General features: G+C 73.0%; 14 protein-coding genes. 5 read left to right on the plus strand and 9 right to left on the minus strand.

The window, feature by feature from the left end:
* Positions 1 to 10 precede the first annotated feature (10 nt).
* From KY5_RS06220 to rpe, 5 genes are all read right to left on the minus strand, one after another.
* Positions 11 to 1453 (minus strand): GuaB1 family IMP dehydrogenase-related protein, encoded by a 1443-nt coding sequence (locus KY5_RS06220; RefSeq protein ID WP_199842953.1) that lies wholly within the window; start codon positions 1451 to 1453, stop codon positions 11 to 13.
* A 174-nt stretch (positions 1454 to 1627) separates the two neighbouring features.
* Entirely contained in the window at positions 1628 to 2038 is a 411-nt protein-coding gene (locus KY5_RS06225) for a barstar family protein (protein ID WP_098241262.1), read from the minus strand.
* The gene (locus tag KY5_RS06230; RefSeq protein WP_098241263.1) at positions 2035 to 2445 is read right to left on the minus strand and encodes a ribonuclease domain-containing protein; all 411 of its coding nucleotides are present in this window, start codon (positions 2443 to 2445) and stop codon (positions 2035 to 2037) included. Before KY5_RS06230 ends, KY5_RS06225 begins: the two co-directional genes overlap by 4 nt.
* A gap of 99 nt (positions 2446 to 2544) precedes the next feature.
* Positions 2545 to 3591 carry a sugar-binding transcriptional regulator gene (locus KY5_RS06235; RefSeq protein WP_098241264.1) on the minus strand — a complete coding sequence of 349 codons (1047 nt, stop codon included), beginning with the start codon at positions 3589 to 3591 and terminating at the stop codon, positions 2545 to 2547.
* Positions 3592 to 3669: 78 nt separating this feature from the next.
* A complete protein-coding gene (rpe, locus tag KY5_RS06240) occupies positions 3670 to 4356 on the minus strand; it encodes a ribulose-phosphate 3-epimerase (protein ID WP_098241265.1) in 687 nt (228 codons plus the stop codon).
* A gap of 134 nt (positions 4357 to 4490) precedes the next feature.
* Here rpe and KY5_RS06245 point away from each other — a divergent pair, with 134 nt between their 5' ends.
* Positions 4491 to 6647, plus strand: coding sequence for an MMPL family transporter (locus tag KY5_RS06245; RefSeq protein WP_098241266.1), 2157 nt, complete (start codon positions 4491 to 4493; stop codon positions 6645 to 6647).
* Here KY5_RS06245 and KY5_RS06250 read toward each other — a convergent pair.
* Positions 6619 to 7242, minus strand: a complete 624-nt coding sequence (locus KY5_RS06250; RefSeq protein ID WP_098241267.1) for a TetR/AcrR family transcriptional regulator — start codon at positions 7240 to 7242, stop codon at positions 6619 to 6621. The two genes, KY5_RS06245 and KY5_RS06250, sit on opposite strands and share 29 nt — an antisense overlap.
* Before the next feature lie 147 nt (positions 7243 to 7389).
* Here KY5_RS06250 and KY5_RS06255 point away from each other — a divergent pair, with 147 nt between their 5' ends.
* A complete protein-coding gene (locus tag KY5_RS06255; RefSeq protein WP_098241268.1) occupies positions 7390 to 8019 on the plus strand; it encodes an MSMEG_1061 family FMN-dependent PPOX-type flavoprotein in 630 nt (209 codons plus the stop codon).
* A gap of 94 nt (positions 8020 to 8113) precedes the next feature.
* Complete coding sequence (locus tag KY5_RS06260) at positions 8114 to 9028, plus strand: PDR/VanB family oxidoreductase (RefSeq protein ID WP_418952746.1); 915 nt, start codon at positions 8114 to 8116, stop codon at positions 9026 to 9028.
* A gap of 24 nt (positions 9029 to 9052) precedes the next feature.
* On the opposite strand, the gene KY5_RS06265 is transcribed toward KY5_RS06260, so the two are convergent.
* Together KY5_RS06265 and fmt are read right to left on the minus strand one after the other, a co-directional pair.
* Positions 9053 to 10534, minus strand: a complete 1482-nt coding sequence (locus KY5_RS06265) for an RsmB/NOP family class I SAM-dependent RNA methyltransferase (RefSeq protein WP_098241269.1) — start codon at positions 10532 to 10534, stop codon at positions 9053 to 9055.
* A gap of 53 nt (positions 10535 to 10587) precedes the next feature.
* Complete coding sequence (fmt, locus tag KY5_RS06270; RefSeq protein WP_098241270.1) at positions 10588 to 11532, minus strand: methionyl-tRNA formyltransferase; 945 nt, start codon at positions 11530 to 11532, stop codon at positions 10588 to 10590.
* 312 nt (positions 11533 to 11844) lie between these two features.
* Between fmt and KY5_RS06275 the strand changes: the two genes are divergently transcribed.
* A complete protein-coding gene (locus tag KY5_RS06275) occupies positions 11845 to 12387 on the plus strand; it encodes a hypothetical protein (protein WP_098241271.1) in 543 nt (180 codons plus the stop codon).
* Between the two features lie 207 nt (positions 12388 to 12594).
* Here KY5_RS06275 and KY5_RS06280 read toward each other — a convergent pair whose 3' ends face one another.
* Positions 12595 to 14835: a primosomal protein N' gene (locus KY5_RS06280; protein WP_098241272.1), complete on the minus strand. Its 2241-nt coding sequence runs from the start codon at positions 14833 to 14835 to the stop codon at positions 12595 to 12597.
* Between the two features lie 224 nt (positions 14836 to 15059).
* Between KY5_RS06280 and KY5_RS06285 the strand changes: the two genes are divergently transcribed.
* Positions 15060 to 16352, plus strand: a complete 1293-nt coding sequence (locus KY5_RS06285; RefSeq protein WP_098241273.1) for a helix-turn-helix domain-containing protein — start codon at positions 15060 to 15062, stop codon at positions 16350 to 16352.
* Positions 16353 to 16363 lie beyond the last annotated feature (11 nt).

The raw sequence follows: 16363 nt of genomic DNA on the forward strand, positions 1-16363 counted from the left end.
GGAGAGCGCGCTAGCTCCAGCTGGCGTGCAGCGGCTTGCCCTCCGCGTACCCCGCGGCGCTCTGGACGCCGACCGTGGCGCGCTCGGCGAACTCCTCCAGGGAGCCCGCGCCGGCGTAGGTGCAGGAGGAGCGGACGCCCGCGATGATCGAGTCGATCAGGTCCTCGACGCCGGGGCGGGCCGGGTCCAAGAACATCCGGGAGGTCGAGATGCCCTCCTCGAAGAGCGCCTTGCGGGCGCGGTCGTACGCCGACTCGTCGCTCGTGCGGTTCTTGACCGCGCGGGCGGACGCCATGCCGAACGACTCCTTGTACGCACGGCCTTGGGCGTCGTGCTGCAGGTCGCCCGGGGACTCGTACGTCCCGGCGAACCACGAGCCGACCATCACGTTCGACGCGCCGGCGGCCAGCGCCATGGCGACGTCGCGCGGGTGACGGACACCGCCGTCGGCCCAGACGTGCTTGCCGAACTTCTTGGCCTCGGCGGCGCATTCGAGGACCGCGGAGAACTGCGGGCGGCCCACGCCGGTCATCATGCGGGTGGTGCACATGGCGCCGGGGCCCACGCCCACCTTGATGATGTCGGCACCGGCCTCGATGAGGTCGCGCACGCCCTCGGCGGCGACGATGTTGCCCGCGACGATCGGCACCTGCGGGTCGAGGCCGCGGACGGCCTTGATCGCCGAGATCATCGACTCCTGGTGACCGTGCGCGGTGTCCACGACGATGGTGTCCGCGCCCGCGGCCAGGAGCTGCTTGGCCTTGCCCGCCACGTCGCCGTTGATGCCGACGGCGGCGGCGACGCGCAGCTTGCCTTCCGCGTCGAGAGCCGGGGTGTAGAGGGTCGCGCGCAGGGCGCCCGTGCGGGTGAGGATGCCCGCGAGGCGGCCGTCCTTGTCCACGGCGGGGGCGTAGCGGCGGTTGGCACCGTCCAGCTTGTTGAAGGCGGCGCGCGGCTCGATGTCGGCGTCCAGGAGCAGCAGGTCCTTGGCCATGACCTCGGAGAGCTGCGTGAAGCGGTCGACGCCGCTCAGGTCGGCGTCGGTGACGACGCCGATCGGCTTCTGGTCGGCGTCGACGACGACACCGGCGTTGTGCGCGCGCTTGGGCAGCAGGGCGAGCGCGTCGGCGACGGTCTGCGTCGGGGCGAGCACGATCGGGGTGTCGAGCACGTGGTGGCGCGTCTTGACCCAGGAGATGACGTCGGTGACGACCTCGATCGGGATGTCCTGGGGGATGACCACGATGCCGCCCCGGCGGGCCACGGTCTCGGCCATGCGGCGACCGGCGATCGCGGTCATGTTGGCGACGACCAGCGGGATCGTGGTGCCGGTGCCGTCGGGCGAGGAGAGGTCCACGCCCTGGCGGGAACCGACGGCGGAGCGCCTCGGGACCATGAAGACGTCGTCGTACGTCAGGTCGTACGCAGGCTGGATGTCATTGAGGAAGCGCACGTGCTGCTCATCCCAGTCGATCAGAGGTGGCCCCCGGACAGTTAGCCCGAGGGAAAAGCACGTACTTCAGTGTCCCATGCCCCGGGGGTTGTGCCGCCTGGGACGATCACCCAGGCAGGCCGCGGGGGCGCTGGTCGGATCGTCCAAGCGGGCCACTGAAGCGGAACGCTCGGCTCACTCCTCACCACGCTCCGTGGCGGCCGGTGCGGCGGCCGGGGTGACGGGACCGAGCGCGAGGACGATCTCCAGACCGGTCTCCGCGCCCCGCCAGTGCTCGACGGCCGAGGAGAACACCTCCTGGGCGATCTCCCACTCCCCCGGCGCGGCCGCCGCGTACTCCTGCCACCCGGAGACGACCAGGAGCCGCCCACGCGCGCGTGGCGCCCACGACAGGTCGGTGAGGCAGTCGGCGAGGGCGTCCCAGTTGCGCCCGAACCAGTCGGGCAGGCCGAGCCCCCTGGCACACCGCTCCATGAATCCGGTCTTGTCCGTGACCCCGGCCAGGGACAGGGCCGCGGTGGTCCACCCCGCGCCGCGCGCCGCGTCGAGCACGGGCGCGAGGGGATCGGGCGTCTGCTCGGTCATGTCCTCAGCACCGCCTTGAAGGACGCGTAGTGGTCGTCGGTGTAGTAGGTCTCGCCACCGTCCCCGGTGACGATCCGCCGGGCCCCTCGGTCGCGCTCACCCGGCGTACGGACGGTGTACTCGTGGTAGTAACCGCGCTTGCGCGGCGGCAACTCCCGCTCGAAGTTGCTGAAGACGGTGCCGTCCTTGGCGTACGGATAGGGCCCGCCGTCATCGATGCGCCGCAACGTCTCCCGCGCCTCCCGGGGCAACTGCCCGGCTTCGACGGTGGCCATGCCACGGGCCCAGGCGGGCGCGGAGGCGGAGGCCGACGCGCCTCCCTCACTGTCGGAGGAACACCCGCTCACCAGCACGGCGAAGCAGGCGAGCACCACCCCCAGCACCCGGGGAACAAACCACCTCAACATGCCCCAGATGCTGCCACAGCCCCCGTTAGGGGGCGCGGGGAAGCCCCGTCAGGGGCGCGGGGAACTGCCCGACAAGCCCCCACGCGCCCACAGCCGACCTCAGTTGCCGTCCGGGTCCGCCCGGTTCAGCGCGGGCCGAGGCGGCGACCCGGCCACCAGAAGCTGATCCGCGGCAGCGGTATCGGTCACCAGACTGGTGACGAGCCCGGACCTCAGCACCGCGTCGATCGCGGCGGCCTTCCGCTGCCCCCCGGCGATGGCGACGACTTCGGGAATCCGTCGAAGCCGATCCGCTTCGACGGTGATGCAGCGCTCCCCGAGGTCGCGCCCCACCCGACGCCCCTCGGCGTCGAAGAGGTGCGCGGACATCTCGGCGGCGACTCCCAGCGAGGCGTAGTGCGCGCGCTCCTCGTCGCTGAGCATGTCGTGGACCGTGGAGATCCCCGGCTCCCAGGAGCCGATGGACACCGCCGCGACGGTGACCTTGTCGAAGTACTCGAAGGCCCGCGCGATGCCGGTCTGGTTGCGCAGCGCCGCGGCCGTGGCCGGGTCCGGCAGCAGCATCGGCGCGTAGATCGGGTGCGCCTCACCGCCGGAGACCTGCGCGGCACGCCGTACCGCCTCGACGGAGCCGCGCTCCGCCGTGCCCGCGTCGTACACCCCGGTCAGCTGCACGACCGTGCACGGCGGCAGCACGTCGAGCGCCGCCGCCATGTGGATCGTCGAGCGACCCCAGGCGAGGCCGAGCACGTCGCCCTCGTTGACGAGCTCGCCGAGCAGCCCCGCGGCGACCTCGCCGAGGTTCTCCGGGTCGGGCGACTCGTCGGCGTCGTCCGCCGGGGACTCCACCACGACCGCGTGCCGCAGGCCGTAGCGGGCCCGCAGCGCGTCCGAGCGCTCCGCGTCCAGCTCGGCCGGGACCCGGATCTCGATGCGCACGAGATCCCGCTCGAGAGCGGTCTCCAGGACCCTGGCCACCTTGAAGCGGCTGACGCCGAACTCCTCGGCGATCTGGATCTTGGACTTGCCCTCGAGGTAGAAGCGGCGGGCCATGGCCGCCGCCTGCACCAGCTCCGCGGGTCCCATCCGCATGGCTGACCGACCCGCCGACATGGCCGACACGGCGCTCTCCTCACTGCTGTTCACAAACTGGGTTCGCCGTTCATCCTTGCAGATCCGGCCTAGTTGATCAGCCCTGAAGGCCTGCGTTCACGTTCCCTTGGCTCAGTGGCCGCATGCCCAGGCGCTTGACGCCGTCTTTGCCTGGGCTTGGGCGCGCAATGAACGTACCGCCTCCGCGGGATCCTCGGCGCCGTAGACGGCGGAGCCCGCGACGAACACGTCGGCGCCCGCCTCGGCGCAGCGCTCGATGGTGGAGGCCGAGACACCGCCGTCGACCTGCAGCCAGAGCTGGAGGCCGTGCTTGCCGATCAGCTCACGGGTGCGGCGGATCTTGGGCAGCATGATGTCCAGGAACGACTGCCCGCCGAAGCCCGGCTCGACCGTCATGATCAGGAGCATGTCGAGCTCGGGGAGCAGGTCCTCGTACGGCTCGATGGGCGTCGCGGGCTTCAGCGCCATGGAGGCGCGGGCGCCCTTGGCGCGGATCTCGCGGGCGAGCCGGACGGGGGCGGCCGCCGCCTCCGCGTGGAAGGTGACCGATCCCGCGCCCGCTTCGACGTACTGCGGTGCCCAGCGATCGGGGTCCTCGATCATCAGATGGCAGTCCAGCGGCGTGTCCGTCGCGCGGGCCAGCGACTCTACGATCGGCACCCCGAGCGTGAGGTTCGGGACGAAGTGGTTGTCCATGACGTCGACATGAAGCCAGTCGGCGCCTTCGACGGCCTTTGCCTCATCGGCAAGGCGGGCGAAGTCCGCGGACAGGATGCTGGGGTTGATCTGCACGGCCATGCCCCAAGCCTGCCATGCCCGGCGCCGGTTGCTGACCGCAGTCCAAGCCCTGGGCACAGTGCCTCCCCCGAGGCGGCGCCGCGTGCCATGCTGGGCGGTCCATCGGCACCGCGCACGGCGAGCGGGGGGAAGCCATGGCGGATGGTCAGCGGGAGACCCGGCGCAAAATCGCGTGGCTGGTGTGCGGGCGGCGCGCCAAGTGGCTGGTGGTGCTCTTCTGGCTGCTGGTGATCGTCGTGGCGGCACCCCTGGCCCAGAAGCTCACCGACGCCCAGGAGAACGACTCGGAATCCTGGCTGCCAGGGTCCGCCGAATCCACCCAAGTCCTGGCCGTATCGGACGAGTTCAGGCCCGAGGCGATCCCGGCCGTCGTCGTGTACGCCCGCGAAGACGGCCTCACCGCGCGGGACCGGGCGCGCATCTCCGAGGACGTACGCCAGGTGAAGGGTCTCCGCGCGCACGGCATCCGCGGCGCGGAGACCCGCGGCCCCGTCTACGACGCGAAGTCGGGCGCGCGGGCCGCCCAGGTCTTCGTGCCGATCACGATGGACGCGGAGGGCTGGGAGCGGATCGGGCCCGCGGTCGACTCCATCAGGCAGCGGGTGGGCGAGGGCGGGGACGGACTGGGCGTGCACATCACCGGGCCCGGTGGCACGGCCGCGGACTCGGCGGAGGCGTTCGAGGGCATCGACTCGACGCTGCTGTTCTCGGCGGCCGGCATCGTGGTGGTGATCCTGCTCCTCACCTACCGCAGCCCCACGCTGCTGCTCGCCCCGCTGGTCTCCGTGATCACCGCGCTGTTCACCGCGCAGGCGCTCGTCTATCTGCTCGCCGTGCACGCGGACCTCACGGTCAACGGCCAGAGCGCGGGCATCCTGACGGTGCTCGTCTTCGGCGCGGGGACGGACTACGCCCTGCTCCTGGTCGCTCGCTATCGCGAAGAGCTGCGCCGCCACGAGGACCGCCACGAGGCGATGGCGCTCGCCCTGCACCGGGCGGGCCCCGCGGTGCTCGCCTCGGGTGCGACGGTCGTCCTGAGCATGCTGGTGCTGCTCGCCGCCGAGATGAACTCCACCCGCGGCCTCGGTCCGGTCGCCGCGATCGGTGTCGCCGTCGGGCTGCTCGCGATGCTGTCGCTCTTCCCCGCCCTCCTCGTGATCTTCGGCCGGTGGTTCTTCTGGCCGCTGGTCCCGCACCTGGGCTCCCCCGAGCCGACCGAGCGCGGCCTGTGGGCCCGCACCGGGCGGCGCATCGCCCGTCGCCCCCGGCTCACCTGGGGCGTCACCGCCGCGGTCCTCGCCCTGCTCTCGCTCGGCCTGCTCCAACTGCGGGCGGAGGGGCTGAGCAACGCCGACGCGTTCACCGACAAGCCCGACTCGATCACCGGTCAGGAGATCCAGGCCGAGTACTTCCCCGCGGGCTCCGGCGACCCGCTGGTGATCGTCGCGAACACGGCGCGGAAGGACGAGGTCGCGAAGGCCGTCTCGGACACCAGGGGCGTGGCGGCCAAGAGCGTCGGGCGTCCGCCCGGTACGAAGGGCGCGTACGAGGGGCAGGTCCTCCTCGAGGCGACGGCGACCGATCCGTCCGACAGCGCGGCCGCCAAGGACACCGTGGAGCGGGTGCGCGACGCCGTGCACGCGGTGCCCGGCGCGGACGCGAAGGTGGGCGGCGGCACGGCGGCCCTGCTCGACATGGACCACGCCACGGCCCACGACAACAAGCTGGTGATCCCGCTGGTCCTGGTCGTGGTCCTGCTGACCCTCGGCGTCCTGCTGCGCGCGGTCGTCGCCCCGCTGCTCCTGATCGCGACGGTGGTCCTGTCCTTCGCCGCCGCGCTCGGCCTGAGCGCGCTCGCCTTCCGCCACCTGTTCGACTACGCGGCCGAGACCACCGACTTCCCGCTCTTCGTCTTCGTGTTCCTGGTGGCGCTCGGCATCGACTACAACATCTTCCTGTCCACCCGCATCCGCGAGGAGGCGGGGCGACAGGGCACCCGCGCGGGCGTCCTGACGGGCCTCGCCGCGACCGGCGCGGTGATCACCTCGGCCGGGCTCGTCCTCGCGGGCACGTTCGCCGCCCTCGGCACGCTCCCGCTCGTCGCGTTCGCCGAGATCGGCTTCGCGGTCGCGCTCGGCGTGCTCCTGGACACCTTCGTCGTACGGTCCGTCCTGGTCACGTCGCTCTTCTGGGACGTGGGACCGAGGGTGTGGTGGCCGCACGCGCTGGCCCGGCGCGCCGAACCGCCCGCCGCCCCGTCCGCTACGCGGCGGCCGTCAGATACCGCGTGACCATGGCGACGAGCTCGTCCTCGAGACGCGCGACGTCGACGGACCGCGGCGCGGCGACGAGCTGGTGCACGACGGTCTCCACCGTGACCACGACGAGCTGGGCGGCCACCTCGACATCGGTGACCCGGACCTCGGGATGGCGCGCGAGCAGGTCCCGCGTGAACTCCACCCGCTCCCGCGCGTGCCGGTTGAGCCTCTCCAGGAGCTCGGGGACGCGCGGCGTCTGCTCCATCATGACCTGGAGCAGCTTCGGGTCGTCGAGGTGGTTGCCGATCACGGAACGCACGAATCCGCGCATGGTCGCCTCGATCGAGTCGGGCTGGTCGCTCTCCTGGTGCTCCTTCAGCGAGAGCACCCCCGCGTCGAGGTGCTGGGTCATCAGCTCGACCAGGATCGCGTCCTTGTTCGGGTAGTACTGATACAGCGAACCGATGGAGATCCGTGCCTGCGCCGCGATCCGGTTCGTGGTCCCCGCCGCGTACCCGTGTTCGGCGAAAACGTGAGCAGCCGCCGTGAGGATCCGCTGCCGGGTGAGCTCGGCCCGCGCCTGACGCGGCTGTTTACGTGCGCGGAACGAGTGCCGGTCCGCCCCCATGTCGCCCTCCTGGCAGCGCCCTCAACGCGAGTAGCGCGTGATGCGAGTAATTGCTCACAATGGTGCCACGACCTGCGCGTACGAGGCGTACTCCCGATACGAGTGCGCGAGCTGACGCGCCCAGTGCCACCCACCCGAGGAGCCTTCGTGACGCATGCCGCCATCCGCCCCCGACGGCTGTCCCCGGCCGAGGTCCGCGAGAAGCTCGGATCGCCGGACGCCGGGATCGAGGCGAAGATCCTCGACCGCGTCGACGAGCACTTCCGCCGCTTCATCGCGCACTCCCCCTTCCTCACCCTGGCGACGGCCGACGCGGCGGGGCGCGCCGACTGCTCGCCGCGCGGCGACTACCCGGGCTTCGTGAAGGTGCTCGACGAGCACACGCTCGCGATGCCCGACCGGCCGGGCAACAAGATCGCCGACTCCTTCCGCAACCTCGCGGAGAACGACGGGGTCGGGCTCTGCTTCTTCGTCCCCGGAGTGCGCGAGGTCCTCCGCATCAACGGCAGCGCGTACCCCACCGATGATCCCGACGTGCTCGCCCGGATGCACACCGAAGGCAAGGAGGCCGTCCTCGCGATCGTCATCGAGGTGGAGGAGGGCTACTTCCACTGCGGCCGGGCGCTGGTCCGCTCCCGCCTGTGGGACCCGGCGAGCCAGGCGCTGGCCGACGAGATCCCCTCGGCGGGCGAACTCGTCGCCGCGCAGATGGGCCTGGGCATCGACCCCAAGCTCATCGACGAGGGCCTCGAGGACGCGTACCACTCGCTCTACTGAGACCCGCGTGCCGGGGCCTGCTCACTGAGGCCCGCCGCACCATCCGCCGAACGACCCGACCGCTTAACCGATCCCTCCCGAGGTGAATCACACGATGCAGGTGCAGCACACCGTCATCGACCGCGTCGAACAAGTGGCCGATGACGTCGTCTCGCTCGTCCTGCGCGGCGCCACAGGCCCCCTGGAGCCCTGGGAACCGGGCGCGCACGTCGACCTGACGCTGCCGAACTGGCTCACCCGCTCGTACTCACTGTGCGGGGACCCCGCCGACCGCGAGCGCTATCGCGTGGCGGTGCGCCTGGACCCGCTCAGCCGGGGCGGCTCGGAGTACATCCACCACTACCTGCGTCAGGGCCGCGCGCTCGACGTCTCGCCGCCCCGCAACCACTTCCCCTTGCTGCCCGCCCCGGAGTACCTCTTCCTCGCGGGCGGAATCGGCGTCACGCCTCTCCTCCCCATGCTCTCCGCGGCCGTCGACGCGGACGTCCCCGCCACCTTCGTCTACGTGGGGCGGTCGGCCTCGACCATGCCCTTCGCCGACGAACTGCGGGCCCGCCACGGCGACCGGGTGCGGCTCGTGGCCACGTCCCGGGACCACAGGCCGGACCTCGCGGCCCTGGCCGCCGACCTCGCGCCCGGCGCGCTCGTCTACTGCTGCGGCCCTGCCCCGATGCTCAGCGCGGCGCAGGCCGCCTTCCCCGCCGAGCGACTCCACACGGAACGCTTCCGCCCGGCCGCGCGGACCTTCGCCCCGAACACCGCCTTCGAGGCGGTGTGCGCACGCTCGGGAGGAACGGTCCAGGTCGGCGCCGACCAGTCCCTCCTCGACGCCTTGGCCCGCGCAGGGCGCCCGGTGATGTCGGGCTGCCGCGAGGGCGTCTGCGGCAGCTGCGAACTCACCGTGCTCTCCGGCACCCCGGAACACCGCGACGACATCGGCGCCCCCACGGGCCGCATGTACGCGTGCGTCTCGCGGGCCCTCACGCCGGAACTGCGCCTGGACATCTGAGCGGCCCGTCGCCCTCCCCGCCCGTCAGGCAGTGCGCCGGATCAGCGCCAGATACATCGCGTCCGTGCCGTGCAGATGCGGCCACAGCTGTACGTCGGGTCCCTCGCCCAGCACCGGAACGCCGGACATCAGCGGGCGGGCGTCGATCAGTTCGGCGCCCCCGGTGTGCTTGAGCACGTCGTCGACGACCGCGCGGGTCTCGGCCAGGTGGGGCGAACAGGTGGCGTAGCCGACGACACCGCCGACCCGCACGGACTCCAACGCCGTGCGCAGCAGCGAGCGTTGCAGCGGCGCGAAGCCGTCCAGGTCCTGCGGACGGCGGCGCCAGCGGGCCTCGGGTCGGCGGCGCAGCGCGCCGAGTCCCGTGCAGGGCACGTCCATCAGGACCCGGTCGAAGGTGCCGGGCCGCCACGGCGGCCGGGTCCCGTCGGCCGCGATGACCTGGTAGGGACCGGGGTTCCCGGCGAGCGCCTGGGAGACGAGTCCGGCCCGGTGCGGCTGCTTCTCGGAGGCGAGCAGGACCGCGCCGCGCTGCGCGGCGAGCCCGGCGAGCAGGGCCGCCTTGCCGCCGGGTCCGGCACAGCCGTCCAGCCACTTCTCGTCGGATCCGCCGTCCAGCGGAGCGTTCGCGAGTGCGAGGGCGACGAGCTGACTGCCCTCGTCCTGCACACCGGCGCGCCCCTCGCGCACGGCCTCCAGCGAACCGGGCTCGCCGCCCTCACTGAGCCGTACGGCGTAGGGCGACCAGCGCCCGGGCAGCGCCGATTCCTCGCCCACCGAGTCCAGGAGCTCATCGGCGGTGGAGCGTCCCGGACGGGCCACCAGGGTGACCTCGGGCCGCTCGTTGTCCGCCTCGAGGAGGTCCTCGATGCCCGCGCGGCCGCCGCCGAGCGAGTCCCAGAGCGCGGAGACGACCCAGCGGGGGTGCGAGTGGACGACGGCGAGGTGGTCCTCCGCGTCCTCGTCGTAGGGCGGCGCGACCTTCTCCACCCAGCCGTCGAGGTCGTCCTGCGCGACCTTGCGCAGGACGGCGTTGACGAACTTGGCCCGCCCGTCGCCGAGCACCACGCGCGCCAGCTCCACCGAGGCGGAGACGGCGGCGTGCGTCGGGATGCGGGTGCCGAGCAACTGGTGCACGCCCATGTTCAGTACGTCGAGTACGGGCGGGTCGACCTCGCGCAGCGGCCGGTCGATGCAGGCCGCCACGATCGCGTCGTACGTCCCCTGGCGGCGCAGCGTCCCGTAGACCAGCTCCGTGGCGAGGGCCGCGTCGCGCGCGTCGAAGCCCTCGCCCTTCTCCCTGGCCTTGCGCAGCAGGGGCGGCAGGACGAGGTTCGCGTACGCGTCGCGCTCATCCACGGCCCGCAGCGCCTGGAAGGCGAGGATGCGGACGGGGTCCTTCTGCGGCCGGCGGTGGGGCTTGCCCGACGCGGGCTTGCCCGACGCGGGCTTGCCCGACGCCGACTTCGCGGGCTTACGGGGACGCCGGTTCTGCTGGTCGTTCAAAGGTGCTCCGCTGGTGGAATGGGTCGACCGCCGCTGGAATGGGCCGAACCCACTCAGCCTACGTCGCCCGCGCCCACCCGCTCACCCGGGGCGATCCGCACCCCACGGGCCCAGTCCGCGCCGCGCATCGGCTTCTTGCCCTGCGGCTGGACCCAGAGCAGCTCGACGGCGTGCGAACCGGAACCGACGTACACGTTGTTCTTGGCGGGAGACAGCTCGCCGGGTGCGAGATCGGTGCGGTCGGGCACGAGCGCCGCCTGGATGATCTTCAGGCGCTCGCCGCGGAAGACGGTCCAGGCCCCGGGCGCCGGCGTGCAGCCGCGCACCACGCGGTCGACCCGGAGCGCGGGCGCCGCCCAGTCCACCTGGGCGTCCTCGACGGTGAGCTTGGGGGCGAGGGTGACGCCGTCGGCGGGCTGCGGCACGGCCTTCAGGCTGCCGTCCTCGATGCCGTCCATGGTCGCCACGAGCAGCCCCGAGCCCGCGAAGGCGAGCCGCGTAAGGAGGTCGCCGCTGGTGTCGGTCGCCCGCACCTCCTCGGTGACCGTCCCGTACACGGGACCGGAGTCCAGGCCCTGCTCGATCAGGAAGGTCGAGGCACCGGTGATCTCGTCGCCCGCGATGACCGCGTGCTGCACGGGCGCGGCACCGCGCCAGGCGGGCAGCAGCGAGAAGTGCAGATTGACCCAGCCGCGGGCCGGTACGTCGAGCGCGACCTTGGGCAGCAGCGCGCCGTACGCGACCACGGGGCAGCAGTCGGGGCCGATCTCCCGCAGCCGGGCGAGGAACTCCTCGTCACGCGGCTTCGCGGGCTTGAGCACCTCGATGCCCGCCTCCGCCGCGCGCTCGGCGACCGGGCTCGCGACGAGCCTGCGGCCACGGCCCGCGGGCGCGTCGGGCCGGGTGACGACGGCGGCCACCTCGTGCCGGTCGGAGGCGATCAGGGCGTCGAGGGCGGGGACGGCGACCTCGGGAGTGCCTGCGAAGACGAGCTTCACTGGGGGGTACCTCGGATCTCTGGTGGGCGGCGACGGCGGTCTGCGGCGGCTGCGGCGGACGGCCGCCACGGCAGCGCACCAGTCTATGGGCCGCCCCCGGACCCCGCTCGGGACGGTCTCCCCCGCGCCACGGCCGCCGTTCGCCCCCGACCGGCTCGGGGGCGTACGACGTTCCGCGCGCCCTGTGCATATGCGCATACGCCCCTGCACCGTGACCCCACACGAACTAGCGCGTTGGTCAAGAAAGAGTTGACCACCCTGGGCCGCGGTTGCGGTCCGATCCTTTTCAACGCCGGTTCGAGAGGCTTGTTCATGGCCGACCACGCAACCCACGACGCCCAGGCACGGGCCAGCCTGCACCTCCTGGTGCGGGACATCGAGCGGGTCCGCCGGCAGGTGGACGCGCTGCGTACGCTCACCGCCCAGCTCGGTAACGTCTACCGCCCGCGCCGCTCCAGCCCGTCCGCGGGCTTCGTCGTGTACGGGCGGGCCCCCGCCCCGACCGTCCGCCTCGCCCAGGAACTGCGGGACAGCGTCGAGACACTGGTCACCGCGGCGGTGGACTTCGACCGCTCGCTCGGGTTCTCGTGGGACGCGGTGGGCTCGGCCCTCGGGGTCACCAAGCAGGCGGTGCACCGTCGTTACGGCGCGCGCCGTGCGACGACCCAGGCGGCGGCCGAGGCGGAGCGCGCCACGGAGACGACGCCGACCGCCGCCCGCCCGGTGGTACCGGTCGGTGCTCCCCTGCCGTCCGTCCCCGCGGCCCGCGCGATGCCGACCCAGCCGACGGCGGGAAGCCCCGCCCTCCGCGAGGACCCGAGGCCGAGCGCCTTCCCCGGCCCTCGCAACGGCTGACGCGCCCACCCTGCCGACTGCCCTCTTCCGTCCCGCTTCGTGCCGGGCGGCAGAGGGCAGTCGTGTGCTCGGCACGGACGTGCCCCGAAGGGACGCGGGGAACTGCGCGACCAGCCTCGACGGCGCGGCGGAACGGCACATCGCGGCGCCTCCGTGGACAGGCGGGGCCGCACCGCCGCCTCCGTGGACAGGCGGGGCCGCACCGACTCAGCCGATGTCGAGCGGATCCACCCGAATCCGTACCGCGTCGGCCGCCCCACCGGCCTCCCGTGCCCCTCTGGCACCCCCGGCGCTCCTGGCACCACCAGCGCCACCGGCACCTCTGCCGCCCTTGGCTCCCCTCGCACCCCGCGCCATCCGCGCCGCCTGCGCCGTCTTCAGTGAGGCGGCAAGCGCGGCTCCGCTGCCCGGTGGCACCCGGATCAGTACGCGTTCCCAGTGCTCCCCGGGCGGCGGCGCCCCGGGTCTGCGCGAGGGGCCCGGCGGTGCCTCCGCCACGGGGACGGGGCCGAGGACCACCGCGTCCCCCGGCAGTTCGGCCCCGGCGAGGAATCCCGCGAGCGCCTCCGCGGTGCCCGACACCGCGGCCATCCGCGACACCGGGGGAAAGCTCAGCTCGGCCCGCTCGGCGAGCTCGCGCACCGCGTGCCCGACCGGGTCCCACCGCACCAGCGCCTGCACGGGCCGCAGCGTCGGCTCGGCGACGATCACCACCGTGCCGCCCACGCCCTGCGGACGTACGAGCGAGGCCGCCGAGATCCACCGCCGCAGCGCGTCCTCACCGGCCCGCAGATCGGGCCGCCCCAGCATGGCCCACCCGTCGAGCAGCAGGGCGGCCGCATAGCCGCCCTCCGCGACGGGCTCGGCCCCCGGCGTGCTCACCACCAGCGCGGGCGCCCCGGGAACCGTGTCGAGCACCTGCTCGCGCCCCGACGTCCGCACCGGCACGGCGGGAAACGCCCGCCCCAGCTCCTCTGCGGTCCGCCGCGCCCCGACGACCTGCGCCCGCAGCCGGAACCCCCCGCACGCGCCGCAGTGCCAGGAGCCCTCGTCCCGCCCGCACCACCCGCAGCACAGCACTCCGGTGCTCTCCCGCGCCTCGAGCGGCCCCGCGCAGTGTCGGCACCGCGCGGGCTCACGGCACCGCTCGCACGCGAGCCGCGGCACATAGCCGCGCCGCGGCACCTGCACCAGGACGGGCCCGTGCTTGAGCCCTTCCCGCACGGCCCGCCAGGCCAGCGTCGGCAGCCGCGCGGCCCGCGCCGCCTCGTCCCGCGCGAGGTCCCCGTCCCCCACGGTGCGCACCAGCGGCGCGGCCCCGCGCACCTGATCGCGGTCGGCGACGAGCGGCGCGGCCCACCCGCTCTCCACGAGCTGGGCGGCCTCGACGGTGCAACTCCAACTCCCCAGCAGGAAGCCGCACTTGTCCCGCGAGGCCCGCAGTTCAAGCACCTCCCTGACATGCGGGAAGGGCGCGTGGTCGTCGCTGTGGCTGGAGTCCCCGTCGTCCCAGATGACGACGAGCCCCAGGTCCCGCACGGGGGCGAACATGGCGGCCCGCGTCCCGACGACGGCCCGCACGGCCCCGCGCCGCACCGCGAGCCACTCCGCGTACCGCTTCTCCTGCCCGGCGTCGGCGGTCAGCAGGGCGTGCCGCCCCTCGCCGAGCAGCTCGGTGAGCGCGGCGTCCACGCGCGCGGCGGGCCGCCCGGTCGGCACGACGACGAGCGCGCCCCGGCCCGAGGCCAGCGTCGCCTGCACGGCCCGCGCGATCTCCTCGGCCCACTCGGGCCCCGGCAGCGCGGTCCACACGGCCCTCGGCGCGCCCCCCGAGGCCAGCGCCCCCAGAAACTCGGCCCCGTGCCCGTACCGCCGCCAACTCCCCGGCTCCGGAGCCTCCGGCGGCGCGGGCGGCTCACCCGACTCCCGCGCCTCGGCCCGCGCGTGCCGCGGCGGCACGGCCAACTGCAACACGTCGGCGAGGCTCCCGGCATACCGGTCTGCCACGGCCCGCGCGAGCCCGAGCAGGCGCTCGTCGAGCACGGGCTCGGGCGATACCACCTGCGCCAGGGCGGCCAACGGCCCTTGATAATCGCTCTCGGCACACCGCTCGACGATGAACCCGTCGATCAGCCCGCCCCCCTCACGCCGCCCGTCCCGCACGTTCCGCGCCCCGGCCCCGAACCGCACCCGAACCCGCACCCCGGGCTGCGCCACCGCGTCGAGCTCCTCGGGCACGGCATAGTCGAAGTACCGGTCGAGATGCAGCACACCCTTGTCCACCAACACCCGCGCCACCGGCAACTCCCCGGCCACAGCGGCCCCCCGCCACGTCCGCGGCTTGGCCCTCGGCACCTTGGCCTTGCGCACGCTGTCCCGAATCAACGCGAGCTGCTCGGGCGGTGCGCCCTCCGCACCACCGCTCTCCTGCTCGTTCTCGCTGCTCACAGCTGCATTCCTACCAGACCTCACTGACAGCGCCGCCCGCCCAAGATCAGAGTAGGCAGGCGCGACCATGGCCGATTCAGCTTTCTGGACACCCGGCTCACGGTCGGATTCCCTCCGGATGAGGAAACGGGAAACCCCACGATCCACCTTGCTCGGCCTTGTCGCCTGTCGCACGCTGTTTCGCGGCGCTCACCGACCGTTGGCCGGGAGTGACGGAGGTTGAAGTGCTGGAGAACGCAAACGACTTCGGGCAGGAACTGCGCGTGAGGCGCCTGGCTGCCGGGCTCTCCCTCGGACAGCTCGGCCAGCGGGTGCACTACAGCAAGAGTCAGCTCAGCAAGGTGGAGCGCGGCATCAAACGGCCGACCACCGAACTGGCCCGGCTCTGCGACGCGCAGCTGGACGCCGGGGGCGGCCTCGCCGAGCTCGTGCCCACTCAGCGCTTGCCTTCACCGCTCTCCGGACCCGGTCACGACGATGAGGTGTGGTTGATGCATCTGAGCAAGGACGGCTCCAGCTCGTTCCAGCCCGTGGCACGTCGCAGCGTCATCGCCGCCGGAGCCTCGGTTCTGGTCATGCGGGTGAGCGACGGGCTCTCCCAGCCGGCATGCGCGGAAGGAGCATCGACGGCACTGGACGCGGCGCGCCTGCTCTTCGACCAATTCCGCCGCCTCGGGCAGGCATCCGGTCCAGGGAGCGTGCTCCCTCCGCTCATCGCGCAGACGCACAGCCTGGAGCAGCTCGCCGTTGGCGCCGACGTGCGTACGCGACGTGAGCTTCTCCTGCTGGCCTCGCGCTACGCCGAGTACGTGGGCTGGATGGCTCAGGAATCCGGCGACGACACGGCGGCCCTGTGGTGGACCGAGCGCGCGGTGCAGCTCGCGGAAGCCGGGGCGGACAAAGGGCTCGCGGCGTACGCCTACGTCCGGCATTCGCTGATCAGCCTGTACCGAGGCGATGTCTCCCACGCCGTCCAACTGGCTGCGCACGCGCTCAAGAGCAAGGCGTCGCCCCGCATCCTTGGGCTGGCGGCCCAGCACCTCGCGCAGAGCGCGGCTGTGGACGGGGACTACGGCACCTGCATGCGCAGTCTCGACCGGGCACGCGAGCTGCTGGCCCGGGACGCGGCAGAACCTGACCGGCCGGTGCTCGGTGCTTCCCACGTGCCGGACGTGGTCGCGATGTTCCGGGGCTGGTGCATGTACGACCTCGGCCGCCCCCGACAGGCGGCGGCGCTGCTCGACGTCGAGACGGAGAGGATTCCCGAGCACGCCTTCCGGACCCGGGCACGCTACGGCGTTCGACGGGCGCTGGCCCACGCGGCCGCAGGCGACATCGACCAGGCCTGTGCGGTGACGACGGAGATCCTTCCCTCGGTACGTCTGACCCACTCCGCGACGGTCGCGGCCGACCTCCGTCGGCTGTCCCACACGCTTCGGCGTCACGCCCGTAACGCCGCGGTTCGCACGCTCACTCCGGACCTCACCGCCGCGGCGATCCGCACCACTACGTCTTAGAACCACTACGT

Origin of the sequence: Streptomyces formicae (assembly GCF_002556545.1) — a bacterium.
Lineage (GTDB): Bacteria > Actinomycetota > Actinomycetes > Streptomycetales > Streptomycetaceae > Streptomyces > Streptomyces formicae_A.

Coding starts and splice junctions, on each gene's coding strand:
- KY5_RS06260 (WP_418952746.1), top strand. CDS start 8,114: ATGCAGGTGCAGCACACCGTCATCGACCGCGTCGAACAAGTGGCCGAT.
- KY5_RS06250 (WP_098241267.1), bottom strand. CDS start 7,242: ATGGGGGCGGACCGGCACTCGTTCCGCGCACGTAAACAGCCGCGTCAG.
- KY5_RS06275 (WP_098241271.1), top strand. CDS start 11,845: ATGGCCGACCACGCAACCCACGACGCCCAGGCACGGGCCAGCCTGCAC.
- KY5_RS06245 (WP_098241266.1), top strand. CDS start 4,491: ATGGCGGATGGTCAGCGGGAGACCCGGCGCAAAATCGCGTGGCTGGTG.
- KY5_RS06230 (WP_098241263.1), bottom strand. CDS start 2,445: ATGTTGAGGTGGTTTGTTCCCCGGGTGCTGGGGGTGGTGCTCGCCTGC.
- KY5_RS06225 (WP_098241262.1), bottom strand. CDS start 2,038: ATGACCGAGCAGACGCCCGATCCCCTCGCGCCCGTGCTCGACGCGGCG.
- rpe (WP_098241265.1), bottom strand. CDS start 4,356: ATGGCCGTGCAGATCAACCCCAGCATCCTGTCCGCGGACTTCGCCCGC.